The organism is Streptomyces sp. NPDC092296, from assembly GCF_044755465.1.
In the GTDB taxonomy this organism is placed as follows: domain Bacteria; phylum Actinomycetota; class Actinomycetes; order Streptomycetales; family Streptomycetaceae; genus Peterkaempfera.
Genome location: NZ_JBIVRB010000012.1, coordinates 72,956 through 98,613, shown reverse-complemented (window position 1 = coordinate 98,613; position 25,658 = coordinate 72,956). Strand labels below are relative to the sequence as shown.

Genomic DNA, 25,658 nt, shown 5'->3' with positions numbered 1-25,658 from the left:
ATCGCTAGCCGACCGCCGACTTGACGAGTTCGTCGATCGCGTACGGCATGGACAGCAGGGTGCCCTGGGAGATGGCCGCGCCGATCGCCGGGCCCTCGCTGTCCAGCAGGTAGGTCACCTTGCCGTTCTTGACCGCGTCCAGGTTGGTGAACAGCTTGAACTTCTTCAGCGCTTCCGTGTCCGCCTTGTCGCCGATCACGAAGATGTGGTCGACGTCGACCAGGTCGATGCGCTCGGGCGAGAGGGTGGTGTAGAAGTTGCCGCCCGCGACCTCGTCGATTGCGGTCTGGTACTTGAAGCCGATGCCCGTCAGCAGCCGCCCGCGCACGTCGGTCGAGGTGAACGGCGCCACCGAGTCCTTGTACCAGGACAGTGCGACAGCGGTCTCGTTCGCGAACTCGGGGTGCGCCTTCTTGGCCGCGTCGAGCCGGCTCTGGGTGTCCTGCACCATCTTCTCGCCCTCCTCGGCCTTGCCGAGTGCCTTGGCGATCTGTAGCGCGTTGTCCTGCCAGGGCGCGCTGAACGGCTCCTTCTCGGCCTTGGTGCGACCCACCGTCGGGGCGATCTTGGAGAGCTTGTCGTAGGCGGCCTGGTCGATCTCGGAGTAGACCGCGATGATCAGGTCCGGACGCAGGGCGGCGATCTTCTCGTAGTTGGGGCCGGAGTCACCGTTCTCCATGATGACCTCGGGCTTGGTGTCGCCCCACTTGTCCTTCACCCAGGGCCACTGGGTGTTGATGTCCGGGCTCCGGCCCGCCGGGTTCGGGTACTGGTCGACCATGCCGACCGGCCTGATGCCGAACGCCAGGATGGTCTGGTCGTCCGTGTAGCCGACGGAGACGACCCGCTGGGGCGCCTTGGTGATCTCCGTAGACCCGAACGCGTGCTCCACGGTGACCGGGAAGGCGCCGGCCGCGGCGGTCGAGGTGCCGCCGCTCGCCTTGTCGGCCGAGCCCGAGCCCGAGCCGGAGCCGCATCCCGCGAGCAGTCCGACGCTGAGAGTCGCGACGGACAGTACCGCCGCCGCCCGCCGCCAGGGCCTCATACGCGCCGTTCTCTGGAGGAGCATCCACAATCCCCTTGCTTCTCGCGCTGCCCGCTACGCCCAGGTCCAAGGGCAGGCAAACCGTGTCCCATCAAGTTAAGGTTAGCCTACCCTAAGCTCACAACTTTGCCGAGAGCTAGCCGAGTTGGACGTGGGTACGCCCGATCGGCACGATGAGCGGCCGGTCACCCACCGGGTCGTCGATCACCTTGGCGCGCAGCCCGAAGGCCTCGTGCAGCACCTCCGCGGTGATCACGTCACGCGGGTGCCCCTGTGCCAGGATCGACCCCGCCCTCATCACGACGAGGTTGTCGCTGTAGCGCGTGGCCAGATTGAGGTCGTGCAGCACCATGACCACCGTGCGCCCCGACTCGTGCAGGTCGTCCACCAGGTCGAGCACGTCGATCGCGTGCGCCAGGTCCAGATAGGTGGTCGGCTCGTCCAACAGCAGCAGGTCGGTGCCCTGGGCCAGGGTCATCGAGATCCAGACGCGCTGGCGCTGTCCACCGGACAGCGAGTCGACCGGACGGTCCGCCAGGTCGGCCACCCCGGTCATCGCCAGCGCGTGCTCCACGACGGCGGCATCGTCGGACGACCACTGCCGCAGCCAGCTCTGGTGCGGATGGCGGCCCCTGGCGACCAGGTCGGCCACCGTCAGCCCCTCGGGTGCGACCGGTGCCTGCGGCAGCAGGCCGAGCTTCCTCGCCACGTCCCTGGTCCTGAGTTTGACGATGTCCTCGCCATCCAGCACGACCGTCCCCCTGGCCGGCTTGAGCAGCCGCGACAGGGTCCGCAGCAGGGTCGACTTCCCGCAGCCGTTGGGGCCGATGATCGTGGTGATCACCCCTGGCGGGATCGCGACGTCCAGATCGTCGATGACCGTCCGGCCGCCGTAGCCGACCCTGACGCCCCTGGCTGCCAGCCGTGCGACGTCATCGGCCCCGGACCCGGTCCCGGTGGTGTGCCGATCGGCCCCGGGCTCGATCCCGGTGATGTGCTGAGCGACCACAAGCCCCCCTTATTTAGGTATGCCTAATCTTTGTACCAGCTATCTCAGGTTCGGCCGCACCAGCAGATAGACGAGGAAGGGACCGCCGATCGCGGCGGTGACCACGCCGACCGGGAGGGTGATCGGCAGTGCCGTACGCGCGACCAGGTCCGCGCCGATCAGCAGCAGGGCCCCCACCACACCGGAGGCCACCAGCGGAGGGGTGGCGCACCGCGCCAGACGCATGGCCACCTGCGGCGCCACCAGCGCCACGAACGGGACCGGGCCGGCCACGCTCACCGCCACACCGGCCAGCAGGACCGCGCAGAGCAGCAGGACCGCCCGGACCATCCGATACCGGACGCCCAGGCCCGCGGCGATCTCGTCGCCGAAGTGCATCGGCTTGAACTGGAACGCCGCACTCGACAGCACGACCAGGATGACGAGCAGGCACCAGAGCGCCGCCCGGAGTTCGTCCCACGACCGGTCCTCCAGCGAGCCGACCAACCAGGCCTGAGCTCGGGCCACGTCCCTGATGTCGGCGGTGACCAGCAGCCAGGTCGTGATCGCCTCCATCACCGCGCTCACCGAGATGCCGATGAGGATGAGCCGGAAGCCGTCGATCCCACGCCGCCACGCCAGGAAGTACACCAGCAGCCCCGTCCCGAGACCGCCCGCGAGAGCCGCGGCGGAGAGGCCCACGGAGCCGACGATCGCCGCGGCGGTGCCGCCCGAGACCGTCACCAGGAAGACCGCGACCGCGCCGGCGCCCCCGGTGACCCCCAGGACGTCCGGGCTGGCGAGCGGATTGCGCGCGATGGACTGGGTGATCGCCCCGGACACCCCCAGCGCGATGCCCACGATGAGCCCGGCCAGGGCGCGCGGCATCCGCAGATCCATGATCACGAACTGGTCGACCGCCGCACCGTGGCCGAAGATCGTGGCGATCACCTGGGGCAGGGCGATGGGGAAGTCCCCGACGCCGATGGACAGGCAGAACAGCAGGAAGGTCGCCGCCGCCAGCAGCAGCGTGACGCAGACGATCCACGGCCGCCATACGAACGACACGCCGCCGAGCCGGACGCCCGGCGCCACCGATGGCTTCACACCTGTTCCGTTCATGCGTTCTTGAACTTTCCGCGCCACACCAGGACCGCGAAGAACGGGGCGCCGAGGAGAGCGACGACGACACCGGCGGCCAACTCGCTCGGCCGCACCACCAAACGCCCCACGATGTCGCAGACCAGGAGGACGATGGCGCCGAGCAGACCCGCGTACGGCACCAGCCAGCGGTAGTCCGGGCCGGCCAGGTACCGGGCCACATGGGCCACCATGAGCCCGAGGAACGCGATGGGGCCGCACGCCGCCGTCGCCGCGCCCGCCAGCAGGGTGATGGCGGTGATGCCGACGGTCCGGCTCAGCGCGATGCTGACTCCCAGCCCCCGCGCCACATCGTCCCCCAGGTTGAGCAGGTTGATGGCGGGCAGCGTGGTCGCCGCCAGCACCAGGCCGACCGCGATGAACGCGGTCACCGGCCAGATGACGTCGAATCCGACGCCGGTCACGGAGCCCGCGTTCCAGAAGCGCAGCGCGTTCAGCGACGCCTGGTCCGACAGGGCGACCGCAGTGGTCATCGCCGCGAGGAACACCGCGACCCCCTGTCCGGCCAGTGCCAGCGTCAGCGGATTGCCGGCCCCCCGGCCGATGCTCGTCACCCCGAACACGACGGCACCGGCCACCGCCGCCCCCAGGAAGCCGAACCAGACGTACTGGAACGGGTTGGCGAACCCGAACAGGGCGATCACCGACACCACGGCGAACGAGGCCCCGGAGTTCACCCCCAGCAGGCCCGTGTCGGCGATCGGGTTGCGTGTGTACCCCTGGATCAGCGCCCCGCCGACCCCCAGGGCGACGCCCGCCACGATCGCGAGCACCGTCCTGGGCACCCGCACGGTCTGCACGATGAGCCTGATCTCGGTGCGCCGCTGGTCGGAGTCCGGCGCCGCGAACAACCCGTGCCACACCTCGGCGGGGCTCAACGCGCGCGCACCGACAGCGAGCGACACCGCCCCGGCGGCCACCAGGATCACCACAAGCGTGCCCAAACCCACAACCCGCCGTCGACGGGACCGTGCTGTGCCCCCGGACGCGGGGCGTTCGACTGTAGCCGTGCCCATGTCGACGTACGCTAGCCCTTTGCCTCGCCGGGGACGAACGGCCGGGCCTCGTCCGAAGCGGACTTCAGGCCCCGGTCGAGGAGCGAGTCCAGGATCTCGCCGACCCTGACGGCAGTGTTGGACAGCAGGGACGACGTGATGCCGTGCGTGTGCTCCGTGGCGCCCTGCAAGTAGATGCCGCAGCGCAGGTCGGGGTCGACCGCGATGCGGTAGTCGCGCTCGACGCGGACGCGGCCCTCCTCGTCGCGGAGGCAGCGGTGTGCGACCTCACCGAGCAGGCCGAGCGGGTCGGCGGGGCTGTAGCCGGTGGCGAAGACCACCACGTCCGCGTCCAGGGCGGTCTCCTCGCCGGTGACGAGGGAGGTGACGGTGGCCCGGACCTTGTCCGGCTCCTCCTTGACGTCGGTGAGCCGGGACACGTTGAGGAAGCGCAGACGCTCGGTGCCGAGGACCTTCTCCCGGTACATCTGCCGGTACAGATCGTCGATCAGGTCGATGTCCACCACGGAGTAGTTGGTGTTGCCGTGGTAGGCCATCAGCCGACGCTTGACGCTCTCCGGCGCGGTGAAGTACTCGTCGACGGCGGCGGGGTCGAAGATCCGGTTGGCGAAGCTGCTGTCGTCGGCGGGGCTGTAGCCGTAGCGGGAGAAGACGGCGCAGACCTCGGCCCGGGGAAAGCGGCGGTGGAGGTAGGCGACGTTCTCGGCGGCGCTCTGTCCGGCGCCCACCACGATGAACCGGGAGGGCGAGGCGCCCTCCAGTCCGTCGACCTTCGCCAGCAGTTCGGAGTTGTGCCAGACGCGGTCGGTGCGCTCCACGCCCTCCGGCATCAGGGGGCGCAGGCCGGTGCCGATGACGAGGTTGCGCGCCCGGTGGACCGCGAGTCCGTCCTCCGAGCGGACCGTCACGTCCAGGTACTCCACCGTACCGTCATGGACGACCGGCATGATGCCGACGACCTCGTGGCCGTAGGAGACCATGTCGTCGACATGGCCGGCGGCCCACTCGAAGTAGTCGTGGAACTCCACCCGCAGCGGGAAGAGGTTCTTGTGGTTGATGAAGTCGATCAACCGCCCCTTGCTCTTGAGGTAGCACAGGAAGCTGTACTCGCTGGTGGGGTTCCGGAGCGTCACCAGGTCCTTGAGGAAGGACACCTGCATGGTCGCGTCGTCGATGAGCATCCCCCGGTGCCAGCCGAAGCGCGGCTGCTGCTCGAAGAAGAGGGCGGCGACCGCTTCCTCCTCACCGACCCGTGCGTTGTGCTCGCTGAGCGCGATCGCCATGGCCACATTGGACGGCCCGAAGCCGATGCCTATGAGGTCGTGGATCAGAGGGGCGTCGCCAGTACGAGCCTGTGCCATGTCACTCCCATCGTGCGGGCGGCCACCGTGCGGGCAGGCAGCCGTCGGTCGAGCATCGGGAAGTACGGAAGTCGGGCACGCCGAAGAACCGCGGCCCAGTAACTTAGGTGAGCCTAAGCTAATTTCGGAGTGCTGTCCACGGACAACCCGGGCAGTCGAGCAGGAGCCGGCCATCAACGCACCTCCAGCGAAGCCCAGTTGACCACTTAGGCAAGCCTTGCTTTACTTTGCACGGCCAGTCCCCACCTGGAGGAGGAACCCCATGCGGGTCGTCATGTTCGGCTACCAGACGTGGGGGCACCGCACCCTGCAGGCCCTCCTGGACTCTGAGCACGACGTGGTGCTGGTCGTGACACACCCCAGGAGTGAGCACGCGTACGAGAAGATCTGGAGCGACTCGGTCGCCGACCTCGCGGAGGAGCGCGGCGTCCCCGTGCTCATCCGCAACCGCCCTGACGACGACGAGTTGTTCGAGCGGCTCAAGGAGGCCGCCCCGGACATCATCGTGGCCAACAACTGGCGGACCTGGATTCCCCCGCGCATCTTCAACCTGCCGCGCCACGGCACGCTGAATGTGCACGACTCGCTGCTGCCGAAGTACGCCGGCTTCTCCCCGCTGATCTGGGCGCTGATCAACGGCGAGGCCGAGGTGGGCGTCACCGCGCACCTGATGGACGACGAGCTCGACGCCGGCGACATCGTGCGGCAGGAAGCGGTACCGGTCGGGCCGACGGACACGGCCACCGACCTGTTCCACAAGACCGTCGACCTCATCGCCCCGGTGACCACCGGCGCGCTCGACCTGATCGCCTCCGGGCACACCGGGTTCACCAAGCAGGACCGGTCCCAGGCGAGCTTCTTCCACAAGCGGTCCATCGAGGACAGCCGCATCGACTGGACATGGCCGGCGGCGGACCTGGAGCGCCTGGTCCGAGCCCAGTCCGAGCCGTATCCGAGCGCGTTCACCTTCCACCGGGGCAGGCGGCTCGAAGTCCTGGCCGCGCGTGTGTCCGAAGGCCGGTACGGCGGCACGCCCGGCCGTATCTTCTACCGCGAGGGCGACGGCGTGGTGATCGTCGCCGGAGCCGATGCCCGCACCGGCCGCAACCACGGCCTGGCCGTCACCCGGGTACGGACCGAGGACGGCCGGGAGTTGCCCGCGGCCGAGTACTTCACCTCCATGGGCGGCTATCTGACCAACCTCTGACCCGCCGGGCCGCGAGGGTGCGGACCTGACGGCGCCCCGAGCTGACGGCCGATCAGGGCGTTCGCGCGATCCGGCTACCGAGCGGGGTGCGGTGCCGGGCAGGCGGCGGCCGGTGGGACGGCCGGGAACGGTGCCGCGCGGCGGAGCCCGGCCCGGCGGGTCACCGCGCCGGGCCGGGCTCCGCCGCGCCGGATCAGGCTGCCGCCACCGGGGCGTGCTCCCGCAGGAGAGCGACGACCCGGCGCATCCACACCGGGTGGGCGGGCCATGCCAGGCCGGAGACCAGGTTGTCGTCGACCACCACCTCGTCGTCGACGTAGTCGGCTCCGGCCGCCTCCAGGTCGGCGGAGATGGTGGGCCAGCCCGCCGTACGGCGGCCCTTGAGCGCTCCCGTCACGGCGAGGATCAGGGGTCCGTGGCACTGGACCGCGATCACTTTCCGCTCGCTGACGAAGTGGTCGACGATGCGCCGCACATGGGTGTCGTAGCGGAGGTACTCCGGTGCCCGCCCACCCGGGATGACCAGCGCGACATAGTCCTCGGGCCGCACATCGGCGAAGGCGATGTCGGCGTCCCAGAGGTATCCGGGCTTCTCGGTGTAGGTGTCGAACCCCTCCACGAAGTCGTGCACGACCAGCTGGATCTTCTTCTTGGAGGGCGCGGCGAGGTGGACCTCGTACCCCTCCTCCAGCAGCCGCTGGTGCGGGTAGACGGTTTCCAGCGCCTCGGAGGCGTCGCCGGCGAGGATGAGTACGCGTGGCATGGGGATCTCCTGTGGAGGGGGTGGGAGGCTGGGGTGGTTCGGCGTAGTCGGGGGGCTAACGCCGGACGGCGGTCGCGGTGATCTCGACCAACTGGCCGGGGTGCAGCAGCCGCTGCACCTGCACCCAGGTCGCCACCGGGGGGACCGCCCCGAAGGCGGAGCGGAACAGGTCGGCGTGCGCGGTGAGCGCGTCGATGTCGGTGGTGTAAACCGTCACGGACACCACGTCGGTCAGCCGGGCGCCGACCTGCTCCAGGGAGCGCCGGAGGATGTCCAGCTCGAACTCCGTCTGCCCGCGCAGGTCGTCGGGGCACACGAGTTCCAGCGCGTCGACCTCACCGCGCAGCGGTGTCATTCCGGACAGGTGGATGGTGTCGCCGGCGACCACGGTCTGCGCGAAGGCGAAGGTGTCGAACACCGACGCGCCGAGGTAGTCGGAAGCGGACAGGTGGCTGGCCATGGAGATCCCTTCGCCGGACTCTCGCCGCGAGAGTCGGGGACATGTGTGTGCGGTGTGTGGGCGATGCCTTGGGTTCCCTGCGGGAAACGGGCTAGAGGTCGAGGACCAGCCGGGACGAGGTGCAGCGGGAGACGCAGAGCATCATGCTGGTCCCGGCGGCGCGCTCGTCGGCCGAGAGCACGGAGTCCCGGTGGTCGGGGGTTCCCTCGACCACCGTGGTCTCGCAGGAGCCGCAGGTGCCCTGGTAGCAGCTGCCGACGTTCGCCAGGCCGGCCCGCTCGACCACGTCGAGGATGGACGTCCGGGCGGGGACGTGCAGCGTCACTTTGGAGCGGACGAGTTCGACGTCGAACGCGGTGTCGGCCACCGGGTTGGGCCGCGCCGCCGGTGCGAAGCGCTCGACATGGAGGACGCCGGGCGGCCAGGACCGGCCGTGCTCCTCGACGGCGGCGACGAGTCCGGGTGGTCCGCAGCAGTACACCGCCGTTCCCGCCGCCAGGCCGTCCAGCTCCGCCGCCAGGTCGAGCCGTCCGTACTCGTCCTCCGGGCGGAGCCGGACCCGGTCCCCGTACCTGCCGAGTTCGCTGAGGAACGCCATGGACGACCTGCGCCGACCGCCGTAGAGCAGTGTCCACGGCACGCCGGCCCGCCCGGCCTGGTCGATCATGGGGAGGAGCGGGGTCACGCCGATCCCGCCGCCGATGAACAGGTAGCGCGGCGCCGGCAGGAGGGGGAAGGCGTTCCGGGGGGTGCCGACCGCGACGAGGCCGCCGACCCGGAGCCCGTCGTGGACCCACTGCGATCCCCCGCGCCCGCCGGGTTCGCGGTACACCGCCACCCGCCACGCGTCGCGGTGCCGTGGAACACCGCACAGCGAGTACTGGCGGACACCGGCGGGCGTGTGCAGGTCCACATGCGCGCCCGGCTCCCATGAGGGCAGCCGCCTGCCGTGGGGATCGGCAAGGGTGAGGGAGACGATGTCGTCGGCTTCCCAGCGCAGTTGCCGGACACGCAGGTCGGTCATCGTGTTCATCCCAGGTCGTGGCGGGACGCGCCGTCAGTTGATGAAGTCACGTGACGGGTGCGTCCGGGGGAAGTCGCGGACGTACTGGAGGAACCGGTTGAGCGCCTTGTCACTGCGGGTCGTGGTGCCCGGCCGGAAGTGGATGGTGTTCAGCACCGGGCGGTCGTCCGCGACGATGCTCTCCTCCAGCGCCTGCACGGAGTCGAGGAACGCCTCCGTGTCGCCCTGGTCGCCGTCCTCCTCCCGGGCCGCCAGCACCAGGAACGAGGTGATCGCTCCGGGCTGGGGGATGCCGAAGGGCATGATGAACCCGAACCAGCGGCCGTTGACCGAGCCCGATTGGTAGAAGATGTTGGTGCCGGTGATGCCGATCTCGTAGGAGATGGGGTCACCGGAGGGCAGCCGCCCCTCGAAGCCGTAGCGGAAGGAGTGGTCGGTCCAGGTGAACTGCTCGGGGTCGGGGTCCCCGTTGTCGAAGGTGATGCCGTGCAGTGCCTTGATGTGCTGGATGTCGGGGGTGTTGGCGCAGAAGACCCACGGGTCGACGGGGAAGATCTCATCCAGCTCCAGCGTCCGCACCACCAGCTCGCCGTCGGGGAACGGGAAGTCCGGCAGGTCGAAGGTGGGGGCGTCGCCGTTGAAGGCCCAGACCAGGCCGTATCGCTCCTGCACCGGGAAGGCGAAGAGCTGCGCGCGGGGCGGGGCCGGGTCGCCGCAGCCGGTGCCGACGCAGGCGCCGGAGTCGTCGAAGCGCCAGTGGTGGAACGCGCAGCGCAGTCGGCCCTCGTGGACGTCGCCCACCGCGAGGTCGGCACCGAGATGCGGACAGTAGGCGCTCAGCACCCTCGCCGCCCCTTCGGCTCCCCGGTAGACCACGACCCGGCCGTCCAGGAAGTCGCGGCCCACGACCTTCCCGCTGGGGACGTCCGAGGAGAGGCAGACCGGGAACCACGATCGGGAGAATCCGCCCTCTCCCTCGGGCGGGACCGGCGGCGCGAGGATGCGGCGGCGCGCTGGTGGGACGGGCTGTTCGAAAGACGTGGCGGACATGGCGGACATGGAGACTCCCTACCCCGCGCGATCGGCGGACGCAGACGTCCGGGATACCGGCTTCGGGTCCCGGGAAGAAGATTAGAGTTAAGGCTCTAGCCGCGTTTCTGGAGTATTAGCTCTAGGGGTGTCGGTGTCAACGAGTTGGACACACTTGCCTCGGCACGGGCGCCGACGGCGGGCAGACGGAGCGGAGGCCAAGGAATCATGGCGGGCACGAAGGACCGGATCCTCGATGGCAGCCTGGAGCTGTTCAACAGCCGGGGCGTCCAGGCCGTGACGACCAATCACATCGCGGACCACCTGGAGATGAGCCCCGGGAACCTCTACTACCACTTCCGCAGCAAGGAGCACATCATCCGCTCCCTGTTCGAGCGGATCGATGCCACCGCCCGCGAGGTGATGGCCCCGCTGTCGGCACCGGTGACGCCGCAGCAGTGGGCCGAGGTCTTCCTCCACGGCCTGGACACGGTCTGGCGGTACCGCTTCTTCTTCGCCAACATCGTGGAGATCGCCGGGCGCGACGAGCTGCTCGCCGCCCGGCTGAGGGGCCTGACCGCGTGGATCCTCGACTGGACCACCACCGCCATCGACGCCCTGATCGAGCAGGGCTCGATGACGGCCCTGCCGCACGACGACCGGCGCCGCCTGGCCGAGGACGTCTTCATCATCATCTGGAACTGGACGAGCTTCACCGTCGCGTTCCGTGGGCCCACCCGGCTGCACGAACTCGACGCGCGCGAAGGCGTACTCCACTCGATGCTGCTGCTCATGCCGCACTTCGAACCGCAGTTCGCCGAACGCGTCCAGACCGCGATCGACCATGCCACGGCCGGGTGACCGCAACGGCCCGCCTCCAAGCACAGCGGCGCCGACGAGGTCGCCGTCGCCGTCCGGCTCAGGGACGAGATGCTCGTCCTGCTCATCACCGACAACGGGCATGGCGGAGCCGACCCCTCCACCGGCGCCGGACCGCAGGGATTGGCGGACCGGCTGGCCATCCTGACGGGCCGGCTCATCGTGACCAGCCCGGTCGGCGGCCCGACCCGACTGCGTGTGGAGGTCCCGTGCTCCGTGTAGTGCCGGCCGAGGACGCGGTGCTGCTGCGGGCCGGCCTGTGGAGTTGCTCGCCCGGGTGGGGCACGAGGTGATCGCCGCCGTGGGCGACGCCGACGAGCCGGCCCGCGCCGTGGACGCCGACCGGCCGGACGTCGTGATCACCGATGTGCGGAAGCCGCCGGGGTTCCGGGACGCGGGTGGCCATCGCGTGGACGAAGGTCTCGATGCCGCCCTGCCGGGGCGGGAAGTCATTGGTCACGATCAGCGTGGTGCCCATGGGACGTCGCCTCACAGCGGTGGGACAGGGGAGGACCGGGCGGTGAAGAGGTGGTTGCGGCGGTCGCCGCCAACCTGCGGGACGGCGATCCGGCGGCCGTGCTGCCGGTGATGAGGCCGGAAGCGGGCGCTCATCGGACGCTCTCCGCAGTGACCGGGCGGCGGGCCGGGCGGACCCGCAGGAGGCGACTTCGGGGCGGGACCGCCGGGTGTGCGCCCCGGACCAGTCGGCACCACGTCACCAGGACGACCGGCAGCGCGAGGTATCCGAATCGACCGGCCGGGGCCAGCAGGAAGGCCAGGGCGAGCCCGGCGGCAAGGCGGTCCGCCGCCGGCACGAGACCACGCGGCGGACACGAGCCAGCCGGCGCACCACAGCCACCCGCGCTTCCCCGCCTCGTGGGCCTGATGAGTAAGCACTCATCCATTGCAGCCCGGTCGGTGGGCCGCGTCATGACGGCCAGGTCGAGACCTGATGGTCGGGTTTCCCCCACCACGGACCCCTGGAGGGCATGTGACGTAGGCGGATTGCACGTGATGCCGCAGTGGGTTCCTCGCATTCGCGTGCGGCCTCCATTACTGCTCCAGACCCGATCGGAGAACACGCCTCTCCGCTGTGCGGGTCGCCGGCCCTCCGACCCGCCGTCTCCGGACTCGATCCGTCCAGGCTGCTCCGGCTTCAGACGTCCTCGCCAACGAGGGTGTCGAACGCCCGGACTCCACCGCACCGCACTCGACCTAAAGCCCCCGGAAAACCCTCCGGGCCGGGCCCCCCTCAGGAGAACCCGCAGGTCACGGGGCGCCTGACTATCCGTCAGGGATTCGGTAAAGGCCGCCGACCCGATATTCGGGTCGGCGGCCTTAAGCATTCCTAAGGACCGATGGCCTTGGACCGGGAATTGTTCATACGCTCTTTCGGTACGCCGCTGCGACCGCTCGTCGCATTCGGCAGGCGTGGGCTGCGACGACCGCGCCCATTCCCCCCAATTCCCTTCCCTGCTGCCCGAAGGACTGAAATGAGTCAATCAGCCGAGGACCGGCTCGACGGCCCCCTGGTGAAGCTGATCATCGTCATGGCGCTGGCGTCCGTCACCGCGACACTCAACGCGACCATCGTCGGCGTCGGACTCGGACCCCTGGCCCAGAGCTTCGACACCACGCTGACCACCGCCGAGTGGGTCATCACCGGCTATCTGCTGGCGGTGGCCGCCACCATCCCGGTGACCGGCTGGGCCGTGGACCGCTTCGGCGGCAAGCGGGTCTGGCTGTTCGGCCTGGTGATCTACACCCTCACCGCGATCGGCTCGGCGCTGTCCTGGGACATCGGTTCGCTGATCGTCTTCCGCATCCTTCAGGGTGTGGCCGCCGGCATCATCGAGCCGGTGATGATGACGCTCACCGCGCGCGCCACGGGGCCCGCCCGGCTGGGCCGGGTGATGGGCCTGCTGGCTTTGCCGATGACGCTGGGTCCGGTGATCGGACCGATCCTCGGCGGCGTCATCGCGGACAACCTGCACTGGAGCTGGCTGTTCCTGGTGAATGTGCCGATCGTGCTGGCGGCGCTGGTGTTCTCGCTGACGGTGGTGCCCGCCGACGCCCCGGCCACGGGCGACCGCGCCACGTTCGACGTGCTCGGCACCCTGCTGCTCAGCCCCGGCTTCGCGGTCCTCGTCTACGGCCTGTCGCAGAGCGCGCACCAGGGCTTCGGCTCCACCACGGTGATCGTCTCGCTGCTCGTCGGCGCGGCCTTGGTCGCCGGGTTCGTGGTGCACGCGCTCACCACCCGCCGCCGGCCGCTCATCGACGTCCGGCTGCTCGCCGGCCGTGGCTTCACCGCCGCCGTGATCGCGATGGCCCTCACCGGCGCCGCGGTCTTCTCGCTCTACGTGCTGCTGCCGCTCTACCAGCAGCAGGTGCACGGCCAGAGCCTGACGGCCGGCGGTCTGCTGCTGGCGCCGTTCGGCGTCGGCACCTTCCTCGGCATGCCGCTGGCGGGCCGGCTGAGCGACAGGACCGGCGCCAACCTGCTCGTACCGCTCGGTGCCGCCCTGGTGGTGCTCGGCATCCTCGGCAACGCACTCTCCGACGCCTCCACCAGCCAGGTGCTGCTCGGCCTGTACGCGGTCGTCGCCGGCCTCGGCCTGGGCTGCGTCGGCGCGCCGACGCTGGCCTCGCTCTACCGCACCGTGCCGCTGGAGAAGACCTCTGGTGCGACCAGCACGATGCTGTCGCTGAACCAGGTCGGCGGGTCCTTCGGCGTGGCCCTGGTGGCCCTGCTCATCCAGCGCGGGGTCGCGAACGGCCAGTCCGTGCGGAACGCCTACTCCACCACATTCTGGTGGGAGCTGGCGATCACCGCGGTGATCGTGGTGGTCGGCCTCGCGCTGCCCGGCCGACCGAGCACCTCGTACCTCACCGGCGATCCTCTCCCCCACCCGAGCGCCACCCGACTTGCCACCCGACATGCCACCCGCGAGCCGCCGGCACGCCCACCGCAGGCCCCGGCCGGCCGACCGCAGGCGTTCTGCGGCAGGTGACGGGTCAACAGCGGCGGACCGCCCGCTATTCCGTCCGTCGGGGGACGTCCGGGGGATGTCCGGGCGATGCCGTCCACCGCACGACCGCTGCCAAGGCTTGCCGGACCCCGTCGTCCACCAGACCGCAGAGGTCCAGGTTTCATCCCCGTCCCGGGGTGCTGCTGATCACGACGGTGATGTCGGCCCCGCGTCTGCGGGCATGATCCGTTCGCGGCGGCTGACACCTTCGAGCAAGAGCGCGACGTGCCTGCGCCAGTCAGCGGCACCGGTCATGTTCGCCATGGCGCCACGGGTGATGAGGGCGAAGTCATGGGCGTGAAAGTCCTCACGGAGGCGGCCGGCGTCGACGGCGCGCCGCACGATGCGTTCGGTGATCGCCGAGAAGTCCGTCTTCTCGGCGGCGATGTCATTCCAGCGCGGATCTGCCGGGCCGAGGAGCGCGAAGCGGAACGCGGCGTCGGCCTGTGCGGACTCCAGGTAGCCGTAGAGCAGCGTCTCGAACGCCGTCCAGGGGTCCTCGTTCTCGTCGGCGGCGCGGGCCAGCGCGGTCATCGCCTCGAACCGGCGGCCGATGATCGCCGCGAGTAGCGCCTGCTTGTCGGCGAAGTGCCGGTAGAGGGTGCCGACGCCCAGGCCGGCGCGCTCGGCGATCTCGTCCATCTGCACGGCGTCGCCGCGCTGGGCGAAGAGTTCGCCGGCGGCATCGAGGACGGACTCGCGGTTGCGCCGGGCGTCGGCGCGCAGCGGGCGTTCGGAAGCGGTCACAGCCACCCACTCTAGTTGACGGCGTGCGGAAGCCGCCGCTATATTCGGAATCGGAGTTCATGTTCCGTATAGAGGAGATGCGATGATCGTCGTCACCACACCGACAGGGCAGATCGGCAGCCGACTGATCCGCCGGCTGCTCGACCAGGACCAGGAGGTCCGGGTCATCGTTCGGGACGCCTCGCGTCTGGACGGCTCGGTCCGCGAGCAGGTCGAGACCGTCAGCGGCTCCCACGACGATCCGGCCGTGCTCGACAAGGCGCTGCCCGGCGCCGAAGCGCTGTTCTGGCTCGTCCCGCCGAACCCGCAGGCACCGAGCGCCGAGGCGCACTACCTCCGTTTCGCCCGGGTAGGCGCCGCCGCCATCGCCCGGCACGATGTCGGCCACGTCGTCGGGGTCTCCAGCGCCGGGCACGGCTGGCCGACCCCGGCCGGCGTCCTCTCGGCGGCCTTCGCGATGGACGCCGAACTCAGCAGGTCCGGTGCGGCGTACCGGGCGCTGTCCATGCCCTTCTACATGGAGAACCTCCTGCGTCAGCTCGATGCCATCGTCGGCCAGGGCGCGTTCTTCCTGACCTGTGCAGGTGACCTGCCGCTGGCGTCGATCGCAACGCGGGACATCGCCGGCACCGCCGCCGACCTCCTCACCGATCTGTCCTGGGCCGGGCAGGAGAACCTCCCCGTCTTCGGCCCCGACCGGCTGACCCCCGACGGCATGGCCGAGGTGATCAGTCAGGAACTCGGGCGTCCGGTCACCTACCGCCGCATGAGCATCGACGACTACGCCTCGCTGCTCCGCTCCCAGGGCGCCCGCGATCAGACGGTCAAGGACCTGACCGAGGCGTTCACCGCCCAGGACCACGGCATCTACGACGCGGACTGGGCGACCGCCAAGCCGACACCGACAGACTTCCGAACCTGGTGCAGGGAAGTACTCAAGCCCGCCGCAGACGCCCGGACATCCTGACCCGGGTGCGGCTCAGGTCCTGTCTCCTGGATCAGGTGCGGAGCCAGATGGTCAGGGCTGCGACTACGACGGTTCCGAGGTCGGCGCAGACGTGATGTGTCGTAGCGGGTGGCCACGGCCCGGTGGTCCTTCGGGGCGGTTGACCGCCCGCTCGACGACGTTGCGCTTCTTCACCCGGCGGCGACCACTCCGGCGGCACCTGGCTGCCGCGATCGACCGGTATCCCGGCGGCGCCGAGGCGTTCAAGAAGCAGCTGACCACCGCCACCATCTCCGTACAGGGCTCCGGCTGGGGTGTGCTTGCCTGGGAACCGACACCACCCCGCTGCCGGTCTTCGACGCCTGGGAGCAACGCCTACCACCTGCGGTACGAGAACGAAGGAGGCGGCCGGTGGCGGCCGACGCCGTGCCGTCGATCCGCCCCGGCTGCCCCAGGTGATCGGAGTCGGGTGCCGAGCGGGCTTCGGGTGCGAGCGCCTGCGTACTCAGGGCTTGAGGAGTTGATCGAACTCCGTCACCTGCGTGCCGTGGCGCGTTCTGGTGTGCTCCAGGACGGCCGCCTTCAGGACATCGGTGAGCACGTCGGCAACGCTGCGGGGAGAGGTGACCTCGGGCGTGTGCTCGTAGTTCCAGACGACGGCGTCCAGGAAGACCGGTGCCGTGAACCGCCATCCCCGCAGCAGGATCACCTGGGAGATCGCCGGATAGGGCGTGTAGACCGGATTGCCGAGCCAGCTGAGCAGCGCGGGCCGGGAGACACTGAAGTCCACACCGGCCCTGCCCAGCGCCCGCAGGACGGCGGGGGCGAGAGGCGGCGCATTGCGGTCCGGGTCCAGCCCGATGAGCTCGTCCCACAGCCGCACCGCGTCCACGACGGTCGCCCGCGCGTCACGTACCTTCCCCTCCTGGTCCAAGGCCTCGGCGGCGGCGAAGAGTTCCCGCGCGCATTCGACCGACGCCGCCGGTGGGCCGTCACTCTCGTCCCGGTCACCCACGTCCCGCCGGAGGACGTGCGCCAACCCCGTCGCCGAGGGCAGGACCACCGCGACCAGGACGGCCAGCAAAGCGCGTCGGCGGGTCGCCCTCACCCACTGCCGACTCGACGGCGTGTCGGTGGCGGCGGCATCGACGTGCCCGAGCGGCACCTCGGGCAACGACGGTGCCCCCGTGGAACCGGGACGGGGAGCGGCGGCGCGGGCCGACGCCTGGGCACCGACACCGGACGGCACACCGAGGGACGCACCGCCGCCCACCGAAACCGGATCGGCCCGGCGGTGGGTCACCACGGGAGGCGGGACCGCGGCCCGCGATCGGAGAGGACCCGGCCTGACGGTGCGCCGCGCCGCGCCGGCCTCTCCTGGCGGGGGCGGACCCCCGCTCAGGACGGTCTGGTACAGGGTCCGGAGCTCCTTACCAGGGTCGGCGCCCAACTCTTCGGCCAGCCGTCGCCGGACGACGCCGTAGCGGTCCAGGGCCTCCGCACCCCGCCCGGCCGCGTGCAGCGCCTGGATCAGCACGCATTCCAGGGGCTCGGCCAGCGGATACTCGGCGGTGAGATCGGGCACGGCGGAGATCACCGCAGCGGGACGGCCGAGCCGGAACTCCGCCTGCGCCCACCGCACCACCGCGTCCAACCGCCGCTGATGCCAGCTCGCCCGGACCTGCGCGGCCCATTCGCCGGAGAGACCGGCCAGGGGCTCTCCCCGCCACAGGCCCAGAGCCTCGGCGAGCGTCGCGGCCCGAGCCTCGTCGTCACACTGCCGGTCATTACCCTGCTCGACCAGTCGACGGAACCGGTGAAGATCCACCAGTTCAGGGTCGACGTCCAGCACGTAGCCGGCGTGCCGGCGCTCCAGCCGCGCCGCCGTCCCGCTCCCGGGGGCGGCCGTCTGTCTCAGCAGCCCTCGGATTCTGCTCAGGTGCGCGTACAGCACAGGCCGGGGGTTGGCGGGTAAGTCGTGGCCCCAGACCCGGTCGATGAGTGCCTCCATCGCGATCGGTCTTCGGGCGTCGACGACCAGCGCGGCCAGCACCACCTGCTGCCGCGGCGTCCCCACGTCGAGTGGCCGGCCCGCCGACCACACCTCGATCTCGCCTAACAGCCGGAAGTCCACACGTTCCCCCCATGTGATCCACAGCACATGCAAGACGTCCCCACCACCCATGCTTGCGGGCCCGCAAGGTCCCCGCAAGGTCGGTGCACAGGCCGCGACGCCAGGGTGGGGACTACCGAGCCGACCGGCTCGGCCCATACGGCCACGGAGACGCTTTGCCGCCGGGCCACCGCGACCGGATCCGAACGGCGTCCGACGGGAGGAGGCCGCGGCGACACCGGGGGACGAGGTCGCTCCCGCTCCGTTCCGTCCCGCTCCGTCGAACCGGCGACGACGAACGCCGGTTACTCGAAACTCACGGAGGAAGTCACCATGTGGATACCCCTCGCCCCACGGCCCGACCATCCCGGCAAGGCCACAGCATCGGCCGCACTGCCGATGCCGGCCGGGCGCCGACGTTCTCGTCTCACTCCGGCGGCCCTGGCAGCGGCCCTGGTGTTCGCCATCTTCGCGGCGCTCGCCCCCACGCCCGCTCAGGCAGCGGAACCCACCCGCTACGAGCTCGTGAACTCCCGGACTCAGCTGCGCGCCGACGTCATGTGGGCGTCGACTGACCCGTACACCGGCGTCTTCCTGTGGCCGGACAACACCAGCGCCTCCCAGGAGTACGAGCTGCTCGACAGCGGAAACGGGTACTTCCGGATCAAGGCCCGGCACTCCGGCCAATGCCTCATGCTCGACTGGCGCTCGGGGTACTACGAGAACGGCACTCGCGTCATCCAGTACCCGTACTGCGACGCCGGCTACGCCCCGGCCGAATGGACCACCGCCTGGGCGCAGCCGAGCTGTACGGGACAGTGCTTCGCCACGACCATGCTCCTGAAGAACCGGGCCACCGGTAGGTGCCTGGACGCGGCGGCTCCGTCCGGCACGCCCGGCGAGCAGGCCCCCTTGCAACAGTGGGACTGCATCTCCAAGGACAACGAGTGGAACACGGGGAACCAGAGCTGGACCCTCCGGCAGCTCAACAATTTCCCCATCATCCACTGAACGCCGCGCGGCGCCGACGGCGGCGGCCCCGTCCCGCGCCGTTCGCCGCCCTGAGGTGAAACGCCCTCCACGGCCCTCGCGACGGCCGTGGAGGGCCCCAGGCCGTGATAACCCGGGCCCGACCAGGCCACCACACGGGACTGGTCCTCGAACGTGATCTACCAAATCGGGCCCCGCCACGAAGGCACACCCGGCAGACTGATCACTACCGATACGCACCCTAGGCCGGGTCGAACGGCAACGCCTGTAGCTGCGGCCCATGCCCGGGGTTGAGCTGCACCCGCAGCGGCTTGACGTCCTTCGCGGCCCGTAGCCCGCCGGTCACCGCTCCGGCTTGGCGGCGTCCGGGTTGAGCAGCCCGTCCACATCCAACAGGACCAGCGGGCGTCGTATGGGCGCGGTCACGGCCTGCACTGTGACTTCTGGCCGATCGGCCGCACACCGGCAGCGGCCCGCTCGACGCGGTGGCGTGGCGGCTGCCCGTTCGCCTCGGGTCGGCACCTGGGTTCGAGCACCGACCGGGGTGGGGCATTGCCGGGCTGGCCGCTGAGTCGCCGCGCGGCCCGTTTCAGGACCCGTCGGGAGTCTTGAGCGTGTGTCGGCCGTTGTCAGCCCGATGCCCCTACCCGGGAGATCGTCCGTTCGCTTGGCGGCGTCAGTGCGGGTACCGACGTGGCGGGCGGTGGCGGGGGAGCTCGTCGCGGAAGTCTTCGATCACCGTGCTGATCTGGCGGGTCAGGACGGTGTGTTCGCTGCGGTCGAGGTAGAGGTTGCCCCGGGCGAGACCAGTGGCGTCGGCACTGAAGTACAGGGTCATCAGCGGGTTGATGAACAGTTCGCTGTTCTTGGTGCGGTCGGTGAATCGGACGTCGCCGAAGTCGCCGCGCAGCGCGGCGGCAATGGAGCCGTTGACGATGCTGGGGCGGCTCGGCGTCGCGGCCTGGGCATGGGCGACGGCGTCGAGGTAGGGGGCGCTTTCGCGGCTGTCGCGGGGGAGGGAGAAGGCACCGAGGTACGCGCCGTCGCGTTCGAGCGCGGCGAGGTTCTCCAGGATCTGGGCGTGGTTGACGCCGTGGTAGGCAGCGATGCCGAAGCCCAGGCAGGCCACCAGTCGCTGATCGATCTCGGTGAGTCCGTTGACGGCGGCGAGGCTGGCCATGTCCTCCTCGGGGGTACCCGGTCCCGACTCGTCGCCGCGCATGAGGATGTCGGTGCCGCCGTCGACCAGCACGATCGCGTCCACGCCGCCGAGGTGGGCGATGGGGGCCCGGTAGGCGGCGCGCAGCGGCTGGACCCCGGTGGGGGAGAGCGCGTAGACGGTCGGGTCCATGCCTTGCAGGGCGAGCCACCGGGCGAGGGTGCGTTCGGGAAAGTAGTCGCCGTGTGCTCGGGTGTCCGGGCGGATCAGGGCGACGTCCTGGTTCACCCACACGTCCAGGTCCAGGCCGTACAAGTCGTCGAAGGACAGGTTCGCCAGTTGCACTTGCTTGCCCGCGCTGCGCAGGGCGAGGGCCAGCGGCAGTCCGGCGTACCCGTCGAAGCCGCCCCCCGCGCCTGAGATCAGGATCCGCTCAGCGCGCCGGAGTCGCTGGAAGAGGGCTGGTTCCTGGAGGGTGTACACCGGCGGACCGCGCCAGGCCCGACGGGGTGCAGGCCCGGCGATTTTCGGTGGGCGGCCGGGCAGGGGTCAGGTGCGCTGGACCGTGGGGCCGGCTGCGACCATTGACGCTGACCAGCACTCACGACTGAGCCCTCGGGGGCGGTCGGCGCGCCCGGCTCCCCGCCTTCCGAGGGGATTGCGCCGCTCAGGCCTGTTCGAGTTCTCCCTGGTGCATCCAGGCGATGACGTCCAAGACACGCAGGATGCCGATGTCCTCACCGGTCCCGGCCTTGGCCCGCAGCAGCGCCAGCTGCTCGCGCAGGGCGCCACCGTCGGCGCGCAGCGCATCGGCCAGCGACGCCCAGAAGGTGTGGTCGACCGCGGGCCGCCGGAACAGGGCCTTGACGCGCCGGTCGTAGACAGGGATCAGGTGCGGTCGCTTGCGGGCCATGAGCTTGCCGGCGACGACGGGTCCGATGCCGTCCGGGCTCGTCGGGTACGTCCCGGCCGGGTTGACCAACCGCTCCCACAACTCCAAGGCCGGGCCGCCCCGCGCGATCAGCCGGTCACTGGCCGAGTCCTCCAGCCGGGCGTCCCGGGGGATGGCCGACAGCAGCCGCTGCCAGTGACCCTCGGGATCGGTCAGCAGGTCGATGGCGCCGTGCGGGGCGGCCGAGACGCTGAGCATGGTGACGGCGACCAGGTCGTCGGCGTCGAACCGGTTGGCAACCTCCGGCCGGTCACCACCGTCGGCGAGCCGCTCGAAGTGGGCGCCGGAGTAGGCGAGATCGCCCCTGGCACGCCGCTGGGTGAAGTAGGCCCGGAGCAGCCGCGCCGACTCCTCGACGTTCCAGTACACCGCGGGTATGTGCAGCTTCGCTATGCAAGACCCCCTGGCCGTCCCACGCGCGGCGACAGCACCGTGCCGCCCGCGTGTGTGCCCTGCGGCACGCGGAGCGCCAGGCTAGCGGGCGGGACGCCCGGCCGGATGCGGAACGCCGCGTCGGCCCCGGGCTCCTCAACGGCTCTTACTTCACCCGAGCCGGAAGAGCTCTCCGTAACGTGGGATGTTGCAGCTCGGTGCCCTGGCAAGGCCGGACGAAAGCGGTGATGGAGGGGCCTGCACGTGATCGACACCGGTGACATCGACGTCTTCTTCGGCCTGGACGTCGGCAAGGGCGAACACCACGCCACCGCCATCACCCCGGCGGGGAAGAAGGCGTTCGACAAGCGGCTGTCCACCACCGAGCCCAAGCTCCGTGAGCTGTTCGCCAAGCTGAAGCCAAGCATGGAACGGTGCTGGTCGTGGTCGATCAGCCGGTCTCGATCTGAGTCCTGCCGCTGGCGGTCGCGAAGGACACGGGCTGCCCGGTCGCCCATCTGCCGGGGCTGACGGTGTGGCGGATCGCCGACTTGTATCCGGGTGAGGCAAAGACGGACGCGAGGGACGCGTTCCTCATCGCGGACGCGGCTCACGCCATGCCGCACACACTCCGGGCGATCGGCGGCAAGGACGAGACGATCGCCAAGCTGGAGATGATCGTCGGCTTCGACAACGACCTGGCCGGCGAAGCCACCCAGGTCGCGAACCAGCTGCACGGCCGCTCGCCCAGATCCACCCCCCGCTGGAGCGAGTGCTGGGCCCGCAGTTGCAGCATCCGGCCGTCCTGACGCTGCTGGAACGGTTCGGATCTCCGGCCCAGATACGCAAGGTCGGCCGACGGCGGCTGGTCACGCAGCTGCGACCGAAGGCACCCAGGGTGGCCGAGCGGGTGGCCGAGGAGATCTTCGCCGCCCTGGACGAGCAGACCATCACCGTTCCGGGGACCGCGGCGGCCGCACCGATCGTCCCAAGCCTCGCAGCCTCGCTTGCCGCCGTGCTTGACCAGCGGAATCCACTGGCGGGGCGGATCGAGGAACTGCTTGAGGCCCACCCTCTTTCAGAAGTCCTGACTTGGCCAGGGAAAATCCAAGCTGGGGCTATCGGCGCCTGCCTGGAGAGCTGCTCGTGCTCGGCGGGGAGGTGGCAGCATCCCCGGTCTGGGAAATCTTGAAGGAGGCCGGCCTCGACCCGGCACCCGAGCGGGCCTCGACCACCTGGGCGGACTTCCTGCGTTCCCAGGCCGACGCCCTACTGGCCTGTGACTTCTTCAAGGCCGTCACACTGTCCGGGGCGAGGCTCTACGCGTTCGCGGTGATCGAGCACGCGAACCGACGGATCCGTATCCTGGGGCAGCCACGCACCCGACAGCGTCCTGGGTGGTCCAGGCCGCGAAGAATCCTGTCATGGACCTCAAAGACGCCGGCTGCCGGGCGCGCTACGCGCTAGCCGATCAGGGACCGGGATGGGGAGTTCCCGCAGTTGTTTGACGAGGGGCTCAAGGACGCGTGTATCGAGGTCGCGCTCAGCGGCGTCCGGATACCGAGGATGAACTCGATCACGGAGCGGTGGGTGCAGACCTGGAAGCGAGAACTGCTGGACCGCACGGTGATCTGGAACCAGCGCCATCTCCTCCTCGCCCTGCGCCAGTTCGAGAGATTCTACAACGAGCATAGGCCGCACCAGGGTCTGTCCGAGGACCCAGACCGGATCGCCCATCCGGACATAGGCCAGTGAGCACGACTCGGCGGCACCCTCCACGAGTGCCGACATGCGGCCTGACCAGCGTGGATGAGGTAATCGGCAAGGGCAATGCCACGCACGCGCGCGCAGGACATGTGGCCCCCAGTTGGCCCCCGACCGCCGCACATCCTGCCAACCGCCCAATCTCGCGCCGGCGGACCGCGTACGAGCCGTCGCGATCCTCGACCGCTCCGGAGGGCGGCCGGCCACCCCCGGGCTGGGGCGGCTCCGTGGTGCAGGTGCGCTGGTCGCGTACGAGGGCTCACAGGACGTCAGGGAACGCCCGCCAGGCGGGTCGGGCTGCATCGGTCGATGCGCATCGGGCGGCAGGGCCCGCCAGGAGGGCACCGCACCGCCGAGCGCATCCCCCGTGAGAGCTACCGGCGCCGTCCGCTCGCGGGTGAATCGCGGATGCCGCGGTGCTCCTAGCGTGGTAGTCGGGCCGCCGCCTGGGCGGCCGACTACCAAGGGGAGGCCACGATGGACATGTCATCCGTCACGCACCACGAGGCCGGCCACGACCGGCTTGCGGACGTCGCCGGTCCGAGCGATGCCACCGGTCCGAACGTCGGCCGCATCGGCCGGATCTGCCGCTCTCCGCTCGGCTGGATGCTGATCGGAATCGTCGGCGTCGGCGCGGTCTCGGCTCTGACCACGACCGGCCCCGGACCGGTGCCGGTGCTGGGAACGGCCGTTGCGGTGGCTGTCTACTGGGCGGTCATGCGCTTCGTCGCGCGACGGCCGGTGCCGGAGATCGCCCGGCGCGGGGCCATGCGGGAAGCTTTGCTCGGCGGCGGGATCGGCCTGGGCTTCATCCTCGTGTCCGCCCTGTTGGTCACGGCGCTCGGAGGCTACTCGTTCTCCTGGGGCGGAAACGGTTTCTGGCACGTCGTGGCGTCCGCGGTCGCCGTGTCGGCGAGCGCGGCGGTCACCGAGGAGCTGATGTTCCGCGGCCTGGCCTTGCAGGCCCTGGAACGGCTGTTCGGCAGCCGTGCCGCTGTCGGGATCACCGCGCTGTTCTTCGGCGCCGCGCACCTGGCCAACCCCGGTGCCACCGCGTGGAGCACACTGGCGATCGCCATCGAGGCGGGCACACTGCTGGGAGCGGCGTTCCTGTGGCGGCGCAGCATCTGGTTCGCCGTAGGTCTGCACTTCACCTGGAACGCCACCGAGCAGCTGCTCGGCATCCCGGTCTCGGGCGACACCGCCAAGGGCCTGCTGTCCATGCACGCCAGCGGTTCAAGCCTGCTGACCGGCGGCACTTTCAGTCTGGAGGCATCGATCGTTACCGTCCTCATCGGTGCGGCGCTGGTGGTCCCGATGTTCGTCCTCGCCCACCGGCGGGGCGGTCTGCTGCCCCGTCAGCGCGCCGCCCGCTGAGCTCTGTACGCGGGACCGCCCCCGGCTGACCGGAACGGAACGGAGACGGAAGTGATGATGCGCAGGTGGTCCCGGAGACCACCGCTGCTGCGGAGGCCGGGTTGGCTGGCGGGACAGCAGCAAGGCACCTGGGACGCTGTTGTGGCGTTGGCTCTCACCATGCTGGCCTTCGTACCGACCCTTTCGCAGGTCGGGGCGCAGATCGGCGACCTGTCCGGTCACCGGTCAAGCCTGGTGAGCCTCGGGCTGACCCTGGGGCAGACGCTGCCGCTGGCGGTACGCACCCGATGGCCCGCCGTCTGCCTGGCCCTCGTCGGCTGCTGCTTCGCGGTGCATCAGGCCCTGGGCTGTTCGGCGACGTTCGGGAGCGTCGGACTCTATGCGGCCCTGTACTCCGCCGGAGCCCACCAGACCTCCTTGCGTCGCACGCTCGCCGCCGCGGCGAGCGCGGGCTACGTCGTGCTGGCGGTCGTCCTGCACCGCCTCGGCTCACCGCAGCGGATCCCGGACTACCTCGCGTTCTTTCTGGTTCTGGCCGGGATCTGGCTGGTGGGCGGTGCCGTACGCAGGCGCCGGGCGGAGGAGGCCGAGCGGCGGCGGCTGGCCGCCGGGGTGGCCGCGGCCGCCGAGCGCGCACGCATCGCACGCGAACTGCACGACGTGGTGACCCACCATGTGACGGCCATGGTGGTCCAGGCCGACGCGGCGCACTTCCTGCTCACGTCCGCGCCGGAACGCGCCGGTGACAATCTGACAGCTGTCAGCGACACCGGTCGCCGGGCACTCACCGAGCTGCGTTACCTGCTCGGCGTACTGGAGGCGACCGGTCAGTCCGCCTCCGCCGCTGCGGACCGGGCACCCACCCTGGGCAAGGTGGGGGACCTGGTGGCGCAGGCCCGCATGTCGGGCCAGCCTGTCGAGTTCACCGAGCGCGGCGAGTGGCGGGCGCAGAGCGTGGACGTGGAACTGGCCGCGTACCGTGTGGTGCAGGAGGCGCTCACCAACGCGATGAAGCACGCGTCCGGGCAGCGGACACAGGTCCTGGTCCAGCACGGCGACGACCACCTCGAGATCGAGGTGGCCACCGAAGGACCCGCACCCTCCTCAGCGACCGCATCCGCCGCCCGAAAGGTGGACCGTGATGGCGGACGAGGACTGGCCGGGCTGCGTGAACGGGTGCGGATGCTCGATGGTGAACTGGTGGCAGGACCCCGGCCGTACGGCGGGTTCCGTGTCCGTGCCCTGATCCCCACCCAGCCCGCGCAGGAGTGAC

At 70.3% G+C, this 25,658-nt stretch carries 20 protein-coding genes and 4 pseudogenes; 11 read left to right on the top strand and 13 right to left on the bottom strand.

The features are described from left to right. Positions 1-4: 4 nt before the first annotated feature. From ACIQGZ_RS22935 to ACIQGZ_RS22915, 5 genes are all read right to left on the bottom strand, one after another. Positions 5-1,069, bottom strand: a complete 1,065-nt coding sequence (locus ACIQGZ_RS22935; RefSeq protein ID WP_402604615.1) for an iron-siderophore ABC transporter substrate-binding protein — start codon at positions 1,067-1,069, stop codon at positions 5-7. Positions 1,070-1,181: 112 nt separating this feature from the next. Further along, positions 1,182-2,030, bottom strand: coding sequence for an ABC transporter ATP-binding protein (locus ACIQGZ_RS22930; protein WP_402604788.1), 849 nt, complete (start codon positions 2,028-2,030; stop codon positions 1,182-1,184). Positions 2,031-2,093: 63 nt separating this feature from the next. After that, the gene (locus ACIQGZ_RS22925) at positions 2,094-3,155 is read right to left on the bottom strand and encodes a FecCD family ABC transporter permease (RefSeq protein ID WP_402604612.1); all 1,062 of its coding nucleotides are present in this window, start codon (positions 3,153-3,155) and stop codon (positions 2,094-2,096) included. Next, positions 3,152-4,210 (bottom strand): FecCD family ABC transporter permease, encoded by a 1,059-nt coding sequence (locus tag ACIQGZ_RS22920; protein ID WP_402604610.1) that lies wholly within the window; start codon positions 4,208-4,210, stop codon positions 3,152-3,154. The genes ACIQGZ_RS22925 and ACIQGZ_RS22920 overlap by 4 nt, the downstream gene beginning before the upstream one ends. An 11-nt stretch (positions 4,211-4,221) precedes the next feature. Next, on the bottom strand, positions 4,222-5,571 hold the full coding sequence (locus ACIQGZ_RS22915) for a lysine N(6)-hydroxylase/L-ornithine N(5)-oxygenase family protein (protein ID WP_402604608.1): 1,350 nt from the start codon (positions 5,569-5,571) through the stop codon (positions 4,222-4,224). A 262-nt stretch (positions 5,572-5,833) separates the two neighbouring features. Here ACIQGZ_RS22915 and ACIQGZ_RS22910 point away from each other — a divergent pair, with 262 nt between their 5' ends. After that, on the top strand, positions 5,834-6,778 hold the full coding sequence (locus tag ACIQGZ_RS22910; RefSeq protein WP_402604606.1) for a methionyl-tRNA formyltransferase: 945 nt from the start codon (positions 5,834-5,836) through the stop codon (positions 6,776-6,778). A gap of 193 nt (positions 6,779-6,971) precedes the next feature. Here ACIQGZ_RS22910 and ACIQGZ_RS22905 read toward each other — a convergent pair whose 3' ends face one another. The 4 genes from ACIQGZ_RS22905 to ACIQGZ_RS22890 form a co-directional block, all read right to left on the bottom strand. Further along, positions 6,972-7,541 (bottom strand): DJ-1/PfpI family protein, encoded by a 570-nt coding sequence (locus tag ACIQGZ_RS22905; protein WP_402604603.1) that lies wholly within the window; start codon positions 7,539-7,541, stop codon positions 6,972-6,974. 55 nt (positions 7,542-7,596) lie between these two features. Beyond that, entirely contained in the window at positions 7,597-8,001 is a 405-nt protein-coding gene (locus ACIQGZ_RS22900; protein WP_402604601.1) for a RidA family protein, read from the bottom strand. Between the two features lie 91 nt (positions 8,002-8,092). Further along, positions 8,093-9,025 carry a PDR/VanB family oxidoreductase gene (locus ACIQGZ_RS22895; protein ID WP_402604599.1) on the bottom strand — a complete coding sequence of 311 codons (933 nt, stop codon included), beginning with the start codon at positions 9,023-9,025 and terminating at the stop codon, positions 8,093-8,095. Between the two features lie 33 nt (positions 9,026-9,058). After that, the gene (locus ACIQGZ_RS22890) at positions 9,059-10,075 is read right to left on the bottom strand and encodes an aromatic ring-hydroxylating dioxygenase subunit alpha (RefSeq protein ID WP_402604597.1); all 1,017 of its coding nucleotides are present in this window, start codon (positions 10,073-10,075) and stop codon (positions 9,059-9,061) included. 207 nt (positions 10,076-10,282) lie between these two features. Here ACIQGZ_RS22890 and ACIQGZ_RS22885 point away from each other — a divergent pair, with 207 nt between their 5' ends. From ACIQGZ_RS22885 to ACIQGZ_RS22875, 3 genes and pseudogenes are all read left to right on the top strand, one after another. Next, complete coding sequence (locus ACIQGZ_RS22885) at positions 10,283-10,915, top strand: TetR/AcrR family transcriptional regulator (protein WP_402604595.1); 633 nt, start codon at positions 10,283-10,285, stop codon at positions 10,913-10,915. A gap of 239 nt (positions 10,916-11,154) precedes the next feature. Then, positions 11,155-11,334: pseudogene (locus ACIQGZ_RS22880) on the top strand (DNA-binding response regulator); the annotation flags it as partial. Between the two features lie 1,092 nt (positions 11,335-12,426). Then, positions 12,427-13,947 (top strand): DHA2 family efflux MFS transporter permease subunit, encoded by a 1,521-nt coding sequence (locus ACIQGZ_RS22875; RefSeq protein ID WP_402604592.1) that lies wholly within the window; start codon positions 12,427-12,429, stop codon positions 13,945-13,947. A 165-nt stretch (positions 13,948-14,112) separates the two neighbouring features. Here the strand turns inward: ACIQGZ_RS22875 and ACIQGZ_RS22870 are convergent, their stop codons facing one another. Next, positions 14,113-14,712 (bottom strand): TetR/AcrR family transcriptional regulator, encoded by a 600-nt coding sequence (locus tag ACIQGZ_RS22870; protein ID WP_402604589.1) that lies wholly within the window; start codon positions 14,710-14,712, stop codon positions 14,113-14,115. Positions 14,713-14,794: 82 nt separating this feature from the next. Between ACIQGZ_RS22870 and ACIQGZ_RS22865 the strand changes: the two genes are divergently transcribed. Further along, positions 14,795-15,679 (top strand): NAD(P)H-binding protein, encoded by an 885-nt coding sequence (locus tag ACIQGZ_RS22865; RefSeq protein WP_402604587.1) that lies wholly within the window; start codon positions 14,795-14,797, stop codon positions 15,677-15,679. Between the two features lie 94 nt (positions 15,680-15,773). Further along, positions 15,774-15,938: pseudogene (locus tag ACIQGZ_RS22860) on the top strand (hypothetical protein); the annotation flags it as partial. Positions 15,939-16,163: 225 nt separating this feature from the next. Here ACIQGZ_RS22860 and ACIQGZ_RS22855 read toward each other — a convergent pair. Next, complete coding sequence (locus ACIQGZ_RS22855) at positions 16,164-17,792, bottom strand: BTAD domain-containing putative transcriptional regulator (protein WP_402604585.1); 1,629 nt, start codon at positions 17,790-17,792, stop codon at positions 16,164-16,166. 312 nt (positions 17,793-18,104) lie between these two features. Here ACIQGZ_RS22855 and ACIQGZ_RS22850 point away from each other — a divergent pair, with 312 nt between their 5' ends. Further along, positions 18,105-18,782 carry an RICIN domain-containing protein gene (locus ACIQGZ_RS22850; protein ID WP_402604582.1) on the top strand — a complete coding sequence of 226 codons (678 nt, stop codon included), beginning with the start codon at positions 18,105-18,107 and terminating at the stop codon, positions 18,780-18,782. A gap of 655 nt (positions 18,783-19,437) precedes the next feature. On the opposite strand, the gene ACIQGZ_RS22845 is transcribed toward ACIQGZ_RS22850, so the two are convergent. Beyond that, positions 19,438-20,403, bottom strand: coding sequence for a DUF1152 domain-containing protein (locus ACIQGZ_RS22845; RefSeq protein WP_402604580.1), 966 nt, complete (start codon positions 20,401-20,403; stop codon positions 19,438-19,440). 184 nt (positions 20,404-20,587) lie between these two features. Beyond that, positions 20,588-21,241 carry a DUF6308 family protein gene (locus ACIQGZ_RS22840; protein ID WP_402604578.1) on the bottom strand — a complete coding sequence of 218 codons (654 nt, stop codon included), beginning with the start codon at positions 21,239-21,241 and terminating at the stop codon, positions 20,588-20,590. 267 nt (positions 21,242-21,508) lie between these two features. On the opposite strand from ACIQGZ_RS22840, the pseudogene ACIQGZ_RS22835 reads away from it, so the two are divergent. From ACIQGZ_RS22835 to ACIQGZ_RS22820, 4 genes and pseudogenes are all read left to right on the top strand, one after another. Further along, positions 21,509-22,337 (top strand): annotated as a pseudogene (locus ACIQGZ_RS22835) (IS110 family transposase); the annotation flags it as partial. Further along, positions 22,337-22,999, top strand: a pseudogene (locus ACIQGZ_RS22830) (integrase core domain-containing protein); the annotation flags it as partial. The pseudogenes ACIQGZ_RS22835 and ACIQGZ_RS22830, both read left to right, overlap by 1 nt. 486 nt (positions 23,000-23,485) lie before the next feature. Further along, entirely contained in the window at positions 23,486-24,385 is a 900-nt protein-coding gene (locus tag ACIQGZ_RS22825) for a lysostaphin resistance A-like protein (protein ID WP_402604576.1), read from the top strand. A 54-nt stretch (positions 24,386-24,439) separates the two neighbouring features. Next, a complete protein-coding gene (locus tag ACIQGZ_RS22820) occupies positions 24,440-25,657 on the top strand; it encodes a sensor histidine kinase (protein WP_402604786.1) in 1,218 nt (405 codons plus the stop codon). Position 25,658: the final 1 nt, after the last annotated feature.